Below are 15,990 nucleotides of genomic sequence, written 5' to 3'. Positions count from 1 at the left end.
TATGTTCTGACAGGCGTTTTACCCACGCAAAATACACGTGACATTAAGCTAGCACGACCAAAGGCAACTTTACACCGTCTGTCGCACATGACAGGGGGTTTTCCCTACAGAAAACGCCCTATCTTCGCTCATCAGGTATCAACCATGGCCATTGCTTCCTCCACATCAACTGCAACAAGACGTGAACAGCCCGGTTCGTGCATGGTCACCCCCATCAGTTGATCGGCCATTTCCATGGCAATCTTGTTATGGGTGATGTAGATGAACTGCACGGTCTCGCTCATTTCCTTGACCAGCCGGGCGTACCGCCCGACGTTGGCGTCGTCCAGCGGCGCATCGACTTCATCGAGCATGCAGAACGGTGCCGGGTTGAGTTTGAAGATGGCAAATACCAGCGCCAGGGCGGTCAGGGCTTTTTCGCCGCCGGACAGCAAGTGGATCGTGCTGTTTTTCTTGCCCGGCGGGCGCGCCATGATCGTCACCCCAGTATCGAGTAAATCTTCGCCCGTCAGTTCCAAGTAAGCACTGCCGCCACCGAAAACTTTTGGAAAAAGTGCCTGTAAACCGGCATTTATCTGATCAAAGGTATCCTTGAAGCGATTGCGGGTTTCCTTGTCGATCTTGCGAATGACGTTTTCCAGGGTGTCCAACGCCTCGACCAGATCGGCGTCCTGAGCGTCCAGGTAACGCTTGCGCTCGGACTGCTGCTGGTACTCTTCGATGGCCGCCAGGTTGATCGCCCCCAAGCGCTGGATACGTGCCTCGACCTGCTCGAGCTCCTGCTCGGTGCCCTGCTCGCTGGCGTCGGCTTCGAGGGTGGCGAGCACCCCTTGCAGGTCGAAGCCATCGGCGAGCAACTGCTCCTGCAGGGTGGTGCGGCGCAGTACCAGGCCTTGGGATTCCAGGCGCGACTGCTCAAGCTGGCCGCGCAGCAACTGGGCCTGTTGCTCGGCCTGGGTGCGGCGCTTCTCAGCGTCGCGCAATTGCCGGTCGGCTTCGTCCATGTGCAGGCGCGCCAGACGCATTTCTTCATCGACGCTCATGCGCCGTTCGAGCAGCTCTTCGAGCTTAAGGCGCAATTCCTCTTGCGGCGCCTCGCCCTCCTCCAGGTTCAGGCTCAGTTGCTCTTGGCGCTCACTCAGGCGCGCGGCTTGCTGCTCGAGGCGCTCCAGGGCCTGGTGGGTGGAGTCATGCTGGGCGCGCAACGAGCCCAGGCGCACCGCCAGTTGATGGGCGTGATCCTTGTGCTGGCGCGCTTCCTGGCGGACCCGATCGAGGCCTTCGCGCAAGGTATCGCGACGGGCCATCAACTGCTCGCGCTGCTCGGTGTCCTGGGCCATCAGGTCCAGGGCCTCTTGCAGAATCAGCCGCGCCTCACCCAGCTGCTCATGCTCGATGGCGCGTTGTTCGTTTAGCTCGGTGAGCTCTTCTTCGAGACGGCGGCGGCGCAGTTCCAACTGTTCGGCACGTGCGCGGCCAGCGGACAGGCGGGCCTTGAGCTCACCCTGCTGGCGGTTCTCATCCTGGCTGCGGCGGCGCAATTGCTCGCGCTGCTCTTCCAGCTCGCGCTGTTGCTCGCGCTGCGCCTGGAGCTGCTGCTCCAGCTGTTCGAGCTGGGCCTGCTGCTCCAGCTGCTCCTGGGCCAGGCGCTCGATTTCCTGCCCGCGCGCCAGCACGCCACCTTCGGCCTCGCCGGCGCGGCTGACTCGCAAGAAATGCCGCCCCACCCAGTAGCCATCGCGACTGACCAGGCTCCGCCCTTCGCTTAACCCGGCACGCTGAGCCAGTGCCTGCTCCAGGTTTTCTACCGGACGCACCTGCCCCAGCCATGGGCTCAGGTCAGTGCGCCCCTCGACCTTGTCCAGCAGGCTGCCCGGCAGCCGCGCCGCCTCGCCTTCAGCCAGCAGCAGGCGCAGATCGCCCTGCTCGAGCGCGGCGAAATCAAGCTGGGTGAAGTCATCCACCAGCACCGCTTGCAGGTCGGCGCCCAGCACGGTTTCCACCGCCAGCTCCCAACCCGACTCGACGCGCAGCCCCTCGGCCAGCCGCGGGCGCTGCTCCAGGCCTTGGCCGCGCAGCCAGTCGGCGGCGCCAGCGGCAGGCTCCAGGGCCGCTTGCTGCAAGGCTTCGAGGGACGCCAGGCGACCACCCAGGCGCTGCTGATCGCCCTGCAACTGCTGATGTGCCTGAGTGGTTTGCTGGAGCTGTTCACGCACCCCTTCCAGCCGCTCGATCACCTCCTGCTCGGCCATCTGCAGCTCTTCGAGCAGCAGCTCGCTGCTGGCAACCTGCTCGGTCAGCTCAAGCGTGGCGGCGTCCTGTGGGTCGGCGCCAAGCTGGTCGCGTTCCTCGCCTAACTTGCGCTGGCGCTCAGAGAGTCGCTCCAGGCTGGACTCGAGTTGCTGCAAGCGCGACTGCTGGACCTCGGCCTGCCGCCGCGGTTCGGCCGAGCGGGTATTGAAGCTGTCCCACTGCTCCTGCCAGCCGTGCATGCCCAGCTCGGCTTCTTCCAGGGTGGCGGCGGCCTCCTCGGCGGCGGCCAGGGTCATTTCCTGCTCCGGCTCGAGCATCGCCAGCTCTTCACCGAGGGTGGCCAGCAAGGTGCGGTCGTGGCCCAGGTGCGACTCGGTTTCCAGGCGGGTGCGCTCGGCCTCTTTCAGATCATCCTGCAACTGACGCAGGCGCTGTTGGCCGTGCTGGATGCTCTGCTCGACGCGGGCAATATCACCGGCCACCGAATAAAAACGCCCCTGCACCTGGTTGAAGCGCTCGGACAGCTCATGATGGCCATCACGCAGGCGCTCGATGCTCGCATCGGCATTGCGTTGTTCGGCCACCAGGGCCTCGAAGGCCACTTCCTGATCGCCGATGATGGTTTCACGCTGGCCCACCCGCTGGTCTAGATCGCGCCAGCGCAGGGCCGACAGGCGCGCTTTGAGCTGACGCTCGCTGGCCTTGTACTCGCGGTACTTCTCGGCAGCCTGGGCCTGGCGGTGCAGGCGTTCGAGCTGGCGTTCCAGCTCATCGCGCAGGTCGGTCAGGCGCGCCAGGTTCTCTTGGGTGCGGCGAATGCGCGTCTCGGTCTCGCGGCGGCGCTCCTTGTACTTGGAGATGCCCGCTGCTTCCTCGATGAAGTTGCGCAGTTCTTCAGGCTTGGCCTCGATCAGCTTGGAGATCATGCCCTGCTCGATGATCGAATAGCTGCGCGGGCCCAGGCCGGTGCCAAGGAAAATATCGGTGATGTCACGCCGACGGCACTTGGTGCCGTTGAGGTAGTAGGTATTCTGCGCATCGCGCGTCACTTTGCGCCGGATCGAGATCTCGGCGTAGGCGGCGTATTCGCCGACCAGGGTGTTGTCGCTGTTATCGAACACCAGCTCGATGCTGGCCTGGCTGACCGGCTTGCGGCTGGTCGAGCCATTGAAGATGACGTCGGTCATCGACTCGCCACGCAGGTTTTTCGCCGAGCTTTCGCCCATCACCCAGCGCACTGCATCGATGATGTTGGATTTGCCGCAGCCATTGGGCCCAACCACAGCGGCCATATTGCTGGGGAAATTGACCGTGGTCGGGTCGACGAACGACTTGAACCCGGCCAGGCGAATGCACTTGAGGCGCATCGATCAGGTCCGCGCCAACGCCGCCAGCACCAGCTCGCAGCTGCGCTGGCAGTAGGCGACCAGCACCTCGCGGATGCGCGGCAGATCGCGCGCGACCACAGCCTCGAGCAGGCGCGAGAACAGGTCGAGGTAGTCGAGCATGTTCGCCTGGCGCTGATCCAGGGCCAGGTAATAGGCGCGGCTCATGGCCGGCTGCAGGTTTTCTACGGTTTCTTGCAGGTACGGATTGTCGGCGAACGGATAAGCGGCGCGCATCACGGCAAAGCTTTCGGCGACGAAGGTCTTGATGTCGGTACTGCTGTAGGCCTGCTGCAGGCGCTGCTGAATCGCCAGGAACGGCAGCAGGTCGCTGTCAGTCCGCCATTTCTGCGCGACGGCGTTGCCCAGCAGGATATAGAACTCGCCCATCAGCGCGCACAGGCTGCGCACACTGCGCTCGTCGAGCTTGGTCACATGAGCGCCACGACGCGGCAAGATCGCGACCAGATGGCGACGTTCGAGGATCAATAGCGCTTCGCGCACCGAGCCACGGCTGACGTTCAGGGCCTGGGTGACCTTTTGCTCCTGGATGCGTTCGCCCGGCGCCAGCTCGCCGCGGATGATCCGCTCGGCCAGGTAATGGGCGATCTGCTCGGAGAGGCTGTCCGGCGCCTTGAACGTCATGGTTTTCCTTCAAAATCATTGAACTGGGTACAAGGGGCGGATTGTAGCGCACTTGCCTGGAGGGCGAGCAGAGGGGCGTGGCGGTTTATTCGAGCGGTTATTGCCGATGATGGCACGGTAAGCGCATGAACCAGCCAAGCCAAGCGCCTACCCGCCTCAGTGGTCAGATGAATACTGTACCGCGCAGATACAACGCGCCCTTGCCACTGATGATCACCCGGCCATTACCAGGCACCTGGCAGTGCAATTGGCCCTTGCGCGCGCCACCCTGCTCGCAGCTCAGGCTGCTCTGATCCAGGCGCTCGGCCCAGTATGGCGCCAGCGATGTGTGGGCAGAACCGGTCACCGGGTCTTCATTGACCCCTACGCGCGGCCCGAACCAGCGGGTGACGAAATCAAACCCACGACCCGGCGCAGTCACCGCGATCCCGCGCACGTCAAACCCGGCCAACGCGACGAAGTCCGGCGCCAGGGTCTCGATCAGCGAGGCATCGTCAATCACCACCAGGTAATCGTCTGTGCGATAGACCCCGCGGGCGCGGCTCAAGCCGAGCGCTTCGAGCAAGCCCGATGGCGTCTCGACCGCCACCGGCTGTTTGGCCGGGAAGTCCATCGCCAGCAAGCCATCAGCGCCACGGCTGACGCGCAACTCGCCGCTGCGGGTATTGAACCGCAACACCTCCGCCTGCTCCCCCAGCTGCTCGAACAGCACCCAGGCTGCCGCCAAGGTCGCATGCCCACACAGGTCGACCTCCACCGTCGGGGTGAACCAGCGCAAGTCATAGCCCGCCTGGTTTTTCACGAAATAGGCGGTCTCGGACAGATTGTTCTCTTCGGCAATGCGTTGCAGCAGCTCATCGGGCAGCCAGTTTTCAAGGGGGATCACCGCTGCCGGGTTGCCACCAAAGGGCTGGGCGGAAAACGCATCTACCTGGAAGATCTCAAGTTGCATGCAAAAAGCTCCACGGTCGAAAAACCAAAATGCTCAAGGACGAACCGGGGTCAATACCGGCTCGCCAGCGAAGAATGCCTGCAGGTTACGCAGCACCAGGGCCACGGTATCGCGTGCAGCCTCCGGCGATTGCCCGGCAACGTGAGGCGTCAGCACGGTATTGCCCAGCGCCTTGAGCGCATCGGGCACTGACGGCTCGTCATCGAACACATCCAAGGCAGCGCCCGCGATCGTGCCTTGCTGCAAGGCTTCGACCAGCGCCTGGGTGTCGACCACGCTGGCGCGGGCGATATTGACCAGATAGCCCTCGGCACCCAGCGCCTGAAGCACCTGCGCGTCCACCAGATGGTGGGTGTTGGCACCGCCCGGGGTGGCGACCACCAGAATATCGACCGCCTCGGCCAGGTGTTGCGGGCTGTCGTACCAGCTGTATGCAACGTCTTCACGCGGGGTACGACTGTGGTAGCTGATGGGCATGTCAAAACCCAGCGATGCACGCTTGGCAATCGCCAGCCCCACCGCACCCAAGCCGAGAATCCCTAAGCGCTTGCCCGACACCGAAGGGCTGATGACCCGGTTCCACTCAGCGCGGCGGGTACTGGCATCGGCGCGGGGGATATCGCGCAGCAGTGCCAGCAGCAGGGCCAGGGTGTGGTCGGCGACGGCTGGCGCATTGGCGCCAGCGCCATTGGTCACGGTAATGCCGCGCGCCGCTGCGGCAGGCAAGTCGACCTGCTCGTAGCCCGCGCCGATCACGCAGATGATCTGCAACTTGGGCAGGGCGTCTATTTCAGCGGCGGTCAGGCCCAGTGGCCCGCGGGTAAGGACTGCATCGATCTCGCCGGCATGGCGCACGATGGCGTCGGCGCGCAGTTGTAGCGATGGCGCGCGAATCAGGCGGTAGCCGGCCTGTTCGAGCAATGGCAGGTAATCGTCGACGGTTTCAACCAGTACCAGGACTGTCTTGCTCATGCACCCCTCCGGCTCAATGCGAGGGGGGATTATGCGCGGTTAGTGGTCAGTACAGTCAATTGGAGAATTAGGCGCTGACTGTACTGTATTGGTTAGCAAATTCTAGCAGGCCAATCCCGGCCTCATCGCTGCGACATGCCCCGCGATGAGACCGGGATTGACACCCTATTGGGCGAAGGCGCGCCCCAGGCCTCCGGGCACGCCACTGCTATCGGTCTCCTGCCACGGCCCGTCCGGGCTCAGCGACCAGCTCCAGCCGCCGTCATAGCGGTAGTAGGTGCGCTGACGGTAGAAGGTGTTGGTTTTTTTCTCCAGCACATACACGCCCAGCTTCGGATCCCAGTGGCTGGCGCCGCCCGGTGGCGGTGCGAAGCTGGCCGAGGTGCGCGGCATCGGCTTGGGAATCGCCGCTGGCTTGCTCGGCTGGGTACCCGGCTGACTGCCCGGTAGCGGCTTGACTGCCGGACCTGGACGCGGCGGTACGCTTTCGATCGGTGGCAATGGCTGCTCGACCGGCTCGCGCACCGTACACGCAGACAGACCCAGGGCCAGGGTGATCAGGGTCAAGCGGACGGTGCTGTTCATGGAGGGGTTCTCTTAGCGGTCGGGGCTGTCGATGGTCAGGTGCTGAGTGCCGGCAGTGCGGTTGCTCAGCGGTGCGCTCTGGCCAACCCATTCACCTTGGGTCGGCTGGCCTGCGCGCGAGACGCGTGCAACCAGTTGGACTTCGTTGAAATCGGACAGTTTCATCTGCGGCATCATCGCGTCGGCATCGGACAACTCGACGTCGATTGGCAACTGCGCAATGGTCACCCGCTTGGCCGCGACCGGCATGGGCGGACCATTGCTGGCGCGGGCAAAAATGAACACGGTGTCGCCTGGCTGGACTTTGTCCTTGAGCGCCGCAGCCAGTTCCACCCGCACTTTCAAACGCGCCGCAGGCGCCGCTTGCGCAGGCTTGCCAGCACTAGTGGAAAGTTTCTCGGCGGCGCGATCGATCCCCCCCTGCAACGCCGCTCGTGAGGCATCACCCTCGGGCAATTGCGCCAGCAAGCGCTGCCAATAATCGATAGCCTCCTGATAACGCTCGCCCTCGAACGCAGCGATGCCACGCAGCCCCAGGCTGGTCACTTCTTTTGGATCAGCCTTGAGGGCTTCGTCAGTCAGCGCCTGCACCTGCGCGCTCCACTGCTTATCAGCCGCGAAATACAAGGCTTGCGCCCACTGTCCCAGCAATTCGGGCTGACGGCCTGCCAAGGCTACCGCACGCTCGAAGGTTCGCGCAGCGTCCGCCGGGCGCTGGTCGGCCATATAGGCGCGACCGAGGAAATACAGGCCCTCGGCAGAATCAGGCTGCGCCTGAACCGCGCGCTCCAGACGGCTGGTCATCTCCTGCATGGACTTGGGCGCCTCGGCGAATTCGCGGGTCAGCTCGACCTGCTCGGCAGCGCCAAAATGCAGATACAGCCCCAACCCCATCACCGGCACCAGTACCGCCGCCAGCAGCGGCAGCGCCTTGCCCAGATGGCCCTGGCGCGGCGCTTGGGCCTCTTCGGTATCGGCCAGCAGCTCGCGGGCCGCTTCATCGCGGCCGCTCGCCAGTTGCTCGGCATCGAGCACGCCGGCAGCCTGTTGGGCGGCCAGTTCGGCAACCCGTTCCTGGTACAGGGCCACGTTGAGGGCGGTGCGGTCTTCTTCCTGCTGGCGACGACGGCCACGCAGGATCGGGATCAGTAAAAAACCGAGGGCAGCGAGCAACAGCAGGCCCGCGCTAAGCCAGAATTCAGTCATGGGTATGTTCTTTTTCCAGCAGTTTGGCGAGACGTTCGCGTTGTTCGGCAGACAGCACCTGGGAGCCAGCCGGCACTGGTCGCCGACGCCGACGGACGATCACCGCCAGCACCACGAAGCCACCGACCAGGAGGATCCCCGGGCCGAACCAGAGCAGCCAAGTGCGCCCGTTCAGCGCCGGTTTGTAGCGCACGAAGTCGCCGTAGCGGTCGACCATGAACTCGACGATCTGCTGATTGCTCTTGCCTTCGCCGAGCATGCGGAAGATCTCCCGCCGCAGGTCGGCGGCGATCGGTGCGTTGGAGTCGGCAATGTCCTGGTTCTGGCACTTGGGGCAGCGCAGTTCCTTGGTCAGTTGCTGATAGCGCTCGCGCTCGGCGTCGTCACGAAACTGATAGGTATCGATGGCCGCCCTGGCCACCCCGGCCAGGCCCAAGCCGAGAAAGAGCCCCAGCACAGCGGCTGCCAGCCCCCGCTTCATGGCTTGGCCTCATCGACCAGACCCTGGTACAGCGGTGCCAACTGCTCGCGCCACACCGTGGCATCGACGACGCCGACATGCTTGTAGCGAATGATGCCCTTGGCATCGATCAGGAAGGTCTCCGGCGCGCCATACACGCCCAGGTCCAGCCCGAGGCTGCCCTGCTCATCGCGGATGTCCAGCTGATAGGGGTTGTGGAATTCGGCCAGCCATTTCAGCGCGGCGGCGTTGTCGTCCTTGTAGTTGACGCCATGAATCACCACGCCCTGCTCGGCCAACTGGTTCAGGTACGGGTGCTCGACCTTGCACGATGGGCACCACGTGCCCCACACGTTGACCAGCGCCGGGCGGCCCAGCAGATCAGCCTGGGTCAGGGTTCGCTCACCCTGCACCGAGGCCAGGGAGAACGCCGGGAACGGCTTGCCGATCATTGCCGAAGGCAGTTCATCGGGCTTGAGGAACAGCCCCTTGTAGAGAAACACCGCCATCAGCAGGAACACCGCCAATGGCACGACCATGATCCAACGCTTCATGCAGTTGCTCCAGACACGCCCAGGACATCACGGACCCGGGTCTTGACCTTAACGCGGTAGCGCCGGTCGAAGGCCGCCAGCACGCCGCCCAGGCCGGTCAACAGACCGCCCAGCCAGATCCAGCGAACGTAAGGCTTGATGTGCACCCGCACCGCCCAGGCGCCGTTTTCCAACGGCTCGCCGAGGGCGACATACAGGTCGCGGGTGAAGCCGGCATCGATGCCAGCCTCGGTCATCATCGACTGCTGCACGGTGTACAGGCGCTTCTCGGGATGCAGCACCGAGATCTCCCGGCCATCACGCGAGACCCGCACGGTGCCCTTGTCGGAGATGAAGTTGGGCCCCTCGAAGTGCTTGGCGCCTTCGAACAGGAAGTGATAGCCGCCCAGCTCGACACTCTCGCCCGGCGCCATGCGCAGGTCGCGCTCGGCGCTGTTGTTGCTCGACAGCACCACGCCCAGGGCGCACACCGCCAGGCCCAGGTGCGCCAGGTGCATGCCCCAGTAGCTGCGCGACAGGCCGCGCAGGCCCTTGCCCAGGCCTTTGTGGCGGGTCTTGTCGAGGATGTCGCGCAGCCCGGCCAGAACCACCCAGGCCGCGAGGGCGAAGGTCGCCAGCGCCGGCCAGTCGAAATCGTCGGCGATAAAGCCTGCGAGCGGCGCGAGGATCGCGCTGCCAATCAGTACCGGGGTCAGCATGCTTGCCAGCCACTTGCCGGGAGTGTCTTTCCAGCGCACCAGTACGCCGACGCCAAGCACCACCATCAGCAGCGCCATCAACGGCAGGAACAAGGCATCGAAATACGGCGGGCCGACCGACAGCTTGGCGCCGGTCAGGGCATCGAGCACCAGTGGGTAGAGGGTGCCGAGCAAGATCATCGACGCCGCCACCACCAGCACCAGGTTGTTGGCCAGCAGCAGCGTCTCACGCGACCACAGGGCGAAACCTACGTGGCTCTTGACCACTGGCGCGCGCAGGGCGAACAAGGTCAGCGAGCCGCCGACCACGAACAGCAGGAAGATCAGGATGAACACGCCGCGTGAAGGGTCGGCGGCAAACGCGTGCACTGAGGTCAACACCCCGGAGCGAACCAGGAAGGTGCCCAGCAGGCTCAGCGAGAAGGCGGCAATCGCCAGCAGCACCGTCCAGCTTTTGAACACTCCGCGTTTTTCCGTGACGGCCAGCGAGTGGATCAGCGCCGTGCCGACCAGCCAGGGCATGAACGAGGCGTTTTCGACCGGGTCCCAGAACCACCAACCGCCCCAGCCCAACTCGTAGTAGGCCCACCACGAGCCCAGCGTGATGCCGACGCCGAGAAAGGCCCAGGCGACGATGGTCCACGGCCGCGACCAGCGCGCCCAGGCCGCATCCAGACGGCCGCCGAGCAAGGCGGCGATGGCGAAGGCGAAGGCCACCGAAAACCCGACGTAGCCCATGTAGAGCATCGGCGGATGGACGATCAGACCGAAGTCCTGCAACAAGGGGTTAAGATCGCGACCATCGGTTGGCACCTGCGGCAGCAGGCGCTGGAACGGGTTGGAGGTGATGATCAGGAACGACAGGAAACCGACGCTGATCATGCCCATCACCGCCAGCACCCGGGCCAGCATCACCTGCGGCAACTGGCGCGAGAACACCGATACGGCAAAGGTCCAGCCGCCAAGGATCAACGCCCACAGCAGCAGCGAGCCCTCGTGCGCGCCCCACACTGCGCTGAACTTGTAGTACCAGGGCAAGGCGCTGTTGGAGTTGCTGGCGACATAGGCGACCGAGAAGTTGTCGGTCATGAAGGCGTGGGTCAGGCAGGCGAAGGCAAAGCTGAGAAAGGCGAACTGGCCCCAGGCCGCCGGGCGCGCCAGGCTCATCCACAGGCTGTCGCCGCGCCAGGCGCCGAGCAGCGGCACACTGGCCTGCACTACGGCAAAGCAGATCGCCAGGATCATCGCCAACTGGCCCAATTCAGGGACTACCAAGGCTGCGTTCATGGTTTGCGCTCCACGCCATTTGCCGCCTGGCCGCTTTCCTTGAGGGCTTTGGTGACCTCTGGCGGCATGTATTTCTCATCGTGCTTGGCCAGTACTTCGTCGGCTACCACCTCGCCTTGGGCATTGAGTTTGCCCAGGGCGACGATGCCCTGCCCTTCGCGGAACAGGTCAGGCAGGATGCCGCGGTAGGTGATTGGCACGGACTTGTTGAAGTCGGTGACCACGAAGCGTACGTCCAGCGAGTCGGTCGAGCGCTGTACCGAGCCTTTCTCGACCATGCCGCCAGCGCGGATGCGGGTGTCCTGCGGCGCTTCGCCGTTGGCGATCTGGGTCGGTGTATAGAACAGGTTGATGTTCTGCTGCAGGGCACTCAGGGCGAAGCCAAGGGCGATGCCGACACCGACCAGCAGGCCGAGGATGAGCAACAGGCGTTTCTTGCGCTGCGGATTCACTGGTTGTTCTCCCGGCGCAGACGGCGCGCCTCTTCTTGCAGGTAGCGACGTCGGGCCAGCAGTGGCGCCGCGACATTGAGCGCCAGCACGGCCAGGCAGATGCCGTAGGCCGACCAGACGTACAGGCCATGGTGGCCCATGGCGAGAAAATCGCCGAACGAGGCAAAGCTCATCGCACCGCCCTCTGACCCAGACTGTTCAACACTTCCTCCCTGACCCAACTGGCGCGCGCCTCGCGCTTGAGCACTTCAAGGCGCATGCGCACGAGCAGCACCGCGCCGAAGAAGCAGTAGAAGCCCAGCACCGTCAACAGCAGCGGCAACCACATCTCGACCGGCATGGCGGGCTTTTCGGTGAGGGTGAAGGTCGCGCCCTGATGCAGGGTGTTCCACCACTCCACCGAGTACTTGATGATCGGAATATTGACCACACCGACGATCGCCAGCACCGCGCAGGCCTTGGCCGAGCTGTCACGATTGCTGATCGCCTGGCCCAGCGCAATGATGCCGAAGTACAGGAAAAGCAGAATGAGCATCGACGTAAGGCGGGCGTCCCAGACCCACCAGCTGCCCCAGGTCGGCTTGCCCCAGATCGCCCCGGTCAGCAATGCCACCGCAGTCATCCAGGCGCCAATGGGCGCCGCGCACTGCAGGGCGACATCGGCGATCTTCATCTTCCATACCAGGCCGACGATGCCGGCCACCGCCAGCAGCACGTAGCACGACTGCGCCAGCATGGCAGCAGGCACGTGGATATAGATGATGCGAAAGCTGTTGCCTTGTTGGTAATCCTGCGGGGCGAACGCCAGGCCCCAGGTGATGCCCACCGCCAGCAGCGCGATGGCAGCGATGGTCAGCCACGGCAGCATGCGGCCGCTGATGGCATAGAACCATTTGGGGGAACCGAGCTTATGGAACCACGTCCAGCTTATTTTCATCAGGGTACATCCGGTCTTGTCTGGGCTTTAGGCGTCAATCCGTAGGCCCAGATCTCGTTATTCGCCGACGCTGATCTTCAGGCCGGCCGCGATCGCAAAGGGTGCCAAGGTCACAGCCAGGGCAGTCAGGCTGGCCAGCCACAACAAATGGCCGGTCGCTGGCATATTCTGCAACGCCGCTTGCAAGGCGCCACTGCCCAGGATCAATACTGGGATATACAACGGCAAGATCAGCAACGCCAGCAGCAAACCGCCGCGCTTGAGACCGACCGTCAGCGCCGCGCCCACCGCACCGAGCAAACTCAGTATCGGCGTGCCCAGCAGCAGCGAGGCGAGCAGCACCGGCAGGCAACTCGCTGGCAGGCCAAGCATCAATGCCAGGAGCGGAGCCAACAATACCAGCGCCAGCCCGGAAAAGATCCAGTGCGCCAGCACCTTGGCCAGCACCAGCATCGGCAAGGGATGCGGCGACAGCACCCATTGCTCGAGCGAGCCGTCCTCGAAATCACTGCGAAACAGCCCGTCCAGCGAGAGCAATACCGCCAGCAATGCGGCGACCCAGACCAGCCCCGGCGACAAGGTTTGCAACAATTGTGTCTCAGGGCCGACCGCCAGTGGAAACAGGGCGACCACAATGGCGAAGAACACCAAGGGGTTGGCCAACTCCGCCGGGCGGCGGAACAACAGACGGGCCTCGCGCCGCAACAACAGGACGAATACGCTCATGCCGCCCACTGCCCCACATTCAGTTCACGATAACCGGACGGCTTGCGCTCGAGGCTGTGATGGGTGGTCAACACGACCGTGCCACCGGCCTCGCAGTGCGCGGCCAGATGCGCCTCAAGCTGAGCCACACCCTGTTTATCCAGGGCAGTGAACGGTTCGTCGAGGATCCACAGCGGTGGGCTGTGCAGATACAACCGAGCCAGCGCCACGCGGCGCTGCTGGCCGGCCGACAAGGTGTGACACGGCACATCCTCGAAGCCGCGCAGGCCCACCGCTGCCAGCGCCTGCCAGATCGCCTCGGGGGTGGCGGGCTGGTGCAAGGCGCACAACCAGGCGAGGTTCTCTTCGGCAGTGAGCAGGTCCTTGATGCCAGCGGCATGGCCGATCCACAAGAGGATGCTGGCCAGGGCATGGCGCTGTTCGGTCAACGGCTGGCCATTGAGCAGGATCTGTCCGGCAGTCGGCTGCATCAACCCCGCCAACAGACGCAGCAGACTGGTCTTGCCGCTGCCGTTAGGGCCGCTGACCTGGAGCATGTCGCCAGGGCGCAGCTGAAAATCCAGGTGCTCGAACAGCAGGCGCCAGTCGCGCTCGCAGGCCAGGCCAGTGGCTTGAAGGTCCAGGGTCACGGTTTCGCCTTATTCTGTGTCGGGTCTCGGCCAATATCTCAAGTCACCCCCTGCCCTGCCGTTATAGTGGGCAGTGGCGGGCGGCGCGGGCGGCATTATTACATGCGACGACTCGCTGCCAAGAGGGCTGGCTCCACAGGTTGTATACAATCATGACCGAAATCAATAGTCTCGGCGCACAAACCGCGCTAGGCCCGCAAGCGGCCAAGGCCGCCATGACCGGCGAACTGCTGCGCCTGCTGCAGCCGCAGCCCGGTATCGTGCCGCCTGGGGAAACGGCCAAGGCCGAGGTGATGTCCTTGCGCCAGCTCGGCGTCGACTTCCAGTTGCTGCTGCGCCTGACCCTGGCCAACGGTACCCAGAGCCAAGTTCAGACCACTGCCAGCCAGCCACTGCCACCCGGCACTCAGTTGATGGTCAGCCAGGCTGACGGCAACCGCCTGGCGGTCATGGTGCAGCAGGCCAACGCCAGCAACGTCGCCACCCTCACCCGCCTGGACACCGCACAAATACCGGTGGGCACCCTGCTGCAAGGCAAAGTGCTGACTAACCAGGCGCTGCCGGTCAATGCGGGCGAGGCGGCCAGTTTCCGTTCACTGGTCAGCCTGCTCAACAGCAGCCAGGCCGGCGCCACCTTGAGCATCGAAAGCCCCCGACCACTGGCGGTCGGCAGCCTGCTCAGCGCCTTGGTGCAGAGTGATCAATCTTTGCGTTTCGTACCGCTGAGCGGTCGTCAGGATCAATTGCTGATCTCCCAGCAGCTGGCCTCCCAACAGAGCCGACAGGCATCGCTGCCAGGGCTGTTGAGCGCGCTGCAACAGTTGACCAGCAGCGCTGGTGGCAATGGCGAACTGCGTGCCAGCGCCGAGCGCCTGTTGGCCAGCCTGCCGCAAGCCAGTCAACTGGGCGATGCCAAGGCGGTGGCGCAAGCGCTGAACAACAGCGGCGCATTTCTCGAGGCGAAACTGCTGGGCGGCTTGAGCGCAGGCATCGTGCCCGACCTCAAGGCGCAGTTGGTCAGGCTGGTGGCGCAAGCCTTGCCCGGCGTGCCGGGCAACCCACTACTCAACCCAGCCATTGCCGCCAACACCCTAGCCCAGGTGCTGCCTGGCATGGCACGCAGTGCCTTGGGGATGCTCGACAAGGTCAGCCCGCGACCACAACCGGGTAGTTTTCCGCTGCCCTCGCGCCTGCTGCAAAGCCTTGAGCAGGAGGCCGACCTGCAACAGCTGCTGCGCCTGGCCGCCGCCGCCATCTCGCGCCTGCAAAGCCATGCCCTGTCCAGCTTGCAGCAGACCGGCACGCTGGAAAACGGCAACCTGCAGACCACCTGGCAAACCGAGATCCCCGTGCGTCATGGCCAGGACTTCATCCCCTTGCAGGTCAAACTGCAACGCGAGGAGACGCCGCAGCAGCAAGCCGACCCGCAGCGTGAGCAACGTGATCCACAGCAATCGCTGTGGCGCATCGAGCTGGCATTCGACCTGGCCCCGCTTGGCCCGTTGCAAGTGCAGGCGCAACTGAGCCAAGGCCGGCTGTCCGGCCAGTTGTGGGCGGAGCTACCGCGTACCGCCGAGCTGATCGACAGCCAGCTGGGCCACCTGCGTGAGCGTCTGCTGCAGCGTGGCCTGGATGTAGGGGATCTGGAGTGCCGCCCCGGCATCCCGCCGCAAGGCCCTCGGACCCGACTGGAGCAACGCTGGGTGGACGAAACCGCATGAGCAAGCAACCGCCACGTCAGGCCATCGCCCTGAGCTACGACGGCCAACAAGCGCCCACGCTCAGCGCCAAGGGCGATGACGCCCTGGCCGAAGCGATCCTGGCGATCGCCCGCGAACATGAAGTGCCGATTTATGAGAACGCAGAATTGGTGCGCCTGCTGGCACGCCTGGAGTTGGGCGAGCAGATCCCCGAGGCGCTGTATCTGACCATCGCCGAGATCATTGCCTTTGCTTGGCAGTTGCGCGGCAAGGTGCCGGCAGGGTTCAACGACGAGGCTGTAAACGAACGCGATATCACCGCGCCCCCACTTGGCCTGCCGATGGGACCTTGCAAGCTCTAGCCCCCTCCAGATTGCGCCCGCCCTGAATCAATGGCTCTTGCGGCTCAGCCCCCAGCATGCAGTGCTCAACCTCAGTGAGTGGGTACAGCGTGCTCAAGCCCGGCGCCCCTTGGGCCAGAGCGCCTCGATAGGCCATGGGCAAAGTGGCGACGCAGCGGGTGCACTGCGCCACGCCCGGCGGCTCTAT

The 15,990-nt window shown here is 64.3% G+C and carries 16 protein-coding genes; 2 read left to right on the top strand and 14 right to left on the bottom strand.

Translation table 11 applies throughout. From position 1 onward, the window contains the following. Positions 1 to 131: 131 nt before the first annotated feature. The 14 genes from smc to ccmA all read right to left on the bottom strand — a co-directional run bounded on the left by smc (position 132) and on the right by ccmA (position 13,741). Positions 132 to 3,620: a chromosome segregation protein SMC gene (smc, locus tag ACI2JX_RS09885; RefSeq protein ID WP_404689981.1), complete on the bottom strand. Its 3,489-nt coding sequence runs from the start codon at positions 3,618 to 3,620 to the stop codon at positions 132 to 134. Between the two features lie 3 nt (positions 3,621 to 3,623). After that, positions 3,624 to 4,283, bottom strand: a complete 660-nt coding sequence (locus tag ACI2JX_RS09880; RefSeq protein WP_264235019.1) for a GntR family transcriptional regulator — start codon at positions 4,281 to 4,283, stop codon at positions 3,624 to 3,626. 163 nt (positions 4,284 to 4,446) lie between these two features. After that, positions 4,447 to 5,235 carry a PhzF family phenazine biosynthesis protein gene (locus ACI2JX_RS09875; protein WP_404689980.1) on the bottom strand — a complete coding sequence of 263 codons (789 nt, stop codon included), beginning with the start codon at positions 5,233 to 5,235 and terminating at the stop codon, positions 4,447 to 4,449. Positions 5,236 to 5,268: 33 nt separating this feature from the next. Continuing rightward, the gene (locus ACI2JX_RS09870) at positions 5,269 to 6,207 is read right to left on the bottom strand and encodes a 2-hydroxyacid dehydrogenase (RefSeq protein WP_404689979.1); all 939 of its coding nucleotides are present in this window, start codon (positions 6,205 to 6,207) and stop codon (positions 5,269 to 5,271) included. A gap of 165 nt (positions 6,208 to 6,372) precedes the next feature. Continuing rightward, the gene (locus ACI2JX_RS09865; protein WP_368972476.1) at positions 6,373 to 6,792 is read right to left on the bottom strand and encodes a hypothetical protein; all 420 of its coding nucleotides are present in this window, start codon (positions 6,790 to 6,792) and stop codon (positions 6,373 to 6,375) included. Between the two features lie 12 nt (positions 6,793 to 6,804). After that, positions 6,805 to 7,998 carry a c-type cytochrome biogenesis protein CcmI gene (gene ccmI, locus ACI2JX_RS09860; protein WP_404689978.1) on the bottom strand — a complete coding sequence of 398 codons (1,194 nt, stop codon included), beginning with the start codon at positions 7,996 to 7,998 and terminating at the stop codon, positions 6,805 to 6,807. Continuing rightward, positions 7,991 to 8,479, bottom strand: coding sequence for a cytochrome c-type biogenesis protein (locus ACI2JX_RS09855; protein ID WP_404689977.1), 489 nt, complete (start codon positions 8,477 to 8,479; stop codon positions 7,991 to 7,993). The genes ccmI and ACI2JX_RS09855 overlap by 8 nt, the downstream gene beginning before the upstream one ends. After that, positions 8,476 to 9,012, bottom strand: coding sequence for a DsbE family thiol:disulfide interchange protein (locus ACI2JX_RS09850; RefSeq protein WP_186556010.1), 537 nt, complete (start codon positions 9,010 to 9,012; stop codon positions 8,476 to 8,478). The genes ACI2JX_RS09855 and ACI2JX_RS09850 overlap by 4 nt, the downstream gene beginning before the upstream one ends. Continuing rightward, positions 9,009 to 10,997 carry a heme lyase CcmF/NrfE family subunit gene (locus tag ACI2JX_RS09845; protein WP_368972472.1) on the bottom strand — a complete coding sequence of 663 codons (1,989 nt, stop codon included), beginning with the start codon at positions 10,995 to 10,997 and terminating at the stop codon, positions 9,009 to 9,011. The genes ACI2JX_RS09850 and ACI2JX_RS09845 overlap by 4 nt, the downstream gene beginning before the upstream one ends. Further along, a complete protein-coding gene (gene ccmE, locus ACI2JX_RS09840; protein ID WP_404689976.1) occupies positions 10,994 to 11,449 on the bottom strand; it encodes a cytochrome c maturation protein CcmE in 456 nt (151 codons plus the stop codon). Before ccmE ends, ACI2JX_RS09845 begins: the two co-directional genes overlap by 4 nt. Continuing rightward, complete coding sequence (gene ccmD, locus ACI2JX_RS09835; protein WP_084858204.1) at positions 11,446 to 11,622, bottom strand: heme exporter protein CcmD; 177 nt, start codon at positions 11,620 to 11,622, stop codon at positions 11,446 to 11,448. Before ccmD ends, ccmE begins: the two co-directional genes overlap by 4 nt. Continuing rightward, the gene (locus ACI2JX_RS09830; RefSeq protein WP_264235029.1) at positions 11,619 to 12,386 is read right to left on the bottom strand and encodes a heme ABC transporter permease; all 768 of its coding nucleotides are present in this window, start codon (positions 12,384 to 12,386) and stop codon (positions 11,619 to 11,621) included. The genes ccmD and ACI2JX_RS09830 overlap by 4 nt, the downstream gene beginning before the upstream one ends. Positions 12,387 to 12,443: 57 nt before the next feature. Beyond that, positions 12,444 to 13,112, bottom strand: a complete 669-nt coding sequence (ccmB, locus tag ACI2JX_RS09825; protein WP_264235030.1) for a heme exporter protein CcmB — start codon at positions 13,110 to 13,112, stop codon at positions 12,444 to 12,446. Beyond that, on the bottom strand, positions 13,109 to 13,741 hold the full coding sequence (gene ccmA, locus ACI2JX_RS09820) for a cytochrome c biogenesis heme-transporting ATPase CcmA (RefSeq protein ID WP_264235031.1): 633 nt from the start codon (positions 13,739 to 13,741) through the stop codon (positions 13,109 to 13,111). Before ccmA ends, ccmB begins: the two co-directional genes overlap by 4 nt. Before the next feature lie 152 nt (positions 13,742 to 13,893). On the opposite strand from ccmA, the gene ACI2JX_RS09815 reads away from it, so the two are divergent. Both ACI2JX_RS09815 and ACI2JX_RS09810 read left to right on the top strand, forming a co-directional pair. Further along, positions 13,894 to 15,462 (top strand): flagellar hook-length control protein FliK, encoded by a 1,569-nt coding sequence (locus ACI2JX_RS09815; RefSeq protein WP_404689975.1) that lies wholly within the window; start codon positions 13,894 to 13,896, stop codon positions 15,460 to 15,462. Then, positions 15,459 to 15,803, top strand: coding sequence for an EscU/YscU/HrcU family type III secretion system export apparatus switch protein (locus ACI2JX_RS09810; protein WP_404689974.1), 345 nt, complete (start codon positions 15,459 to 15,461; stop codon positions 15,801 to 15,803). Before ACI2JX_RS09815 ends, ACI2JX_RS09810 begins: the two co-directional genes overlap by 4 nt. Positions 15,804 to 15,990 lie beyond the last annotated feature (187 nt).

The organism is Pseudomonas sp. NPDC088890 (genome assembly GCF_044900155.1).
In the GTDB taxonomy this organism is placed as follows: Bacteria; Pseudomonadota; Gammaproteobacteria; order Pseudomonadales; family Pseudomonadaceae; genus Aquipseudomonas; species Aquipseudomonas urmiensis.
The sequence above is the reverse complement of the archived record's forward strand: the minus strand, read 5'-3'. Positions and strand labels throughout refer to the sequence as shown.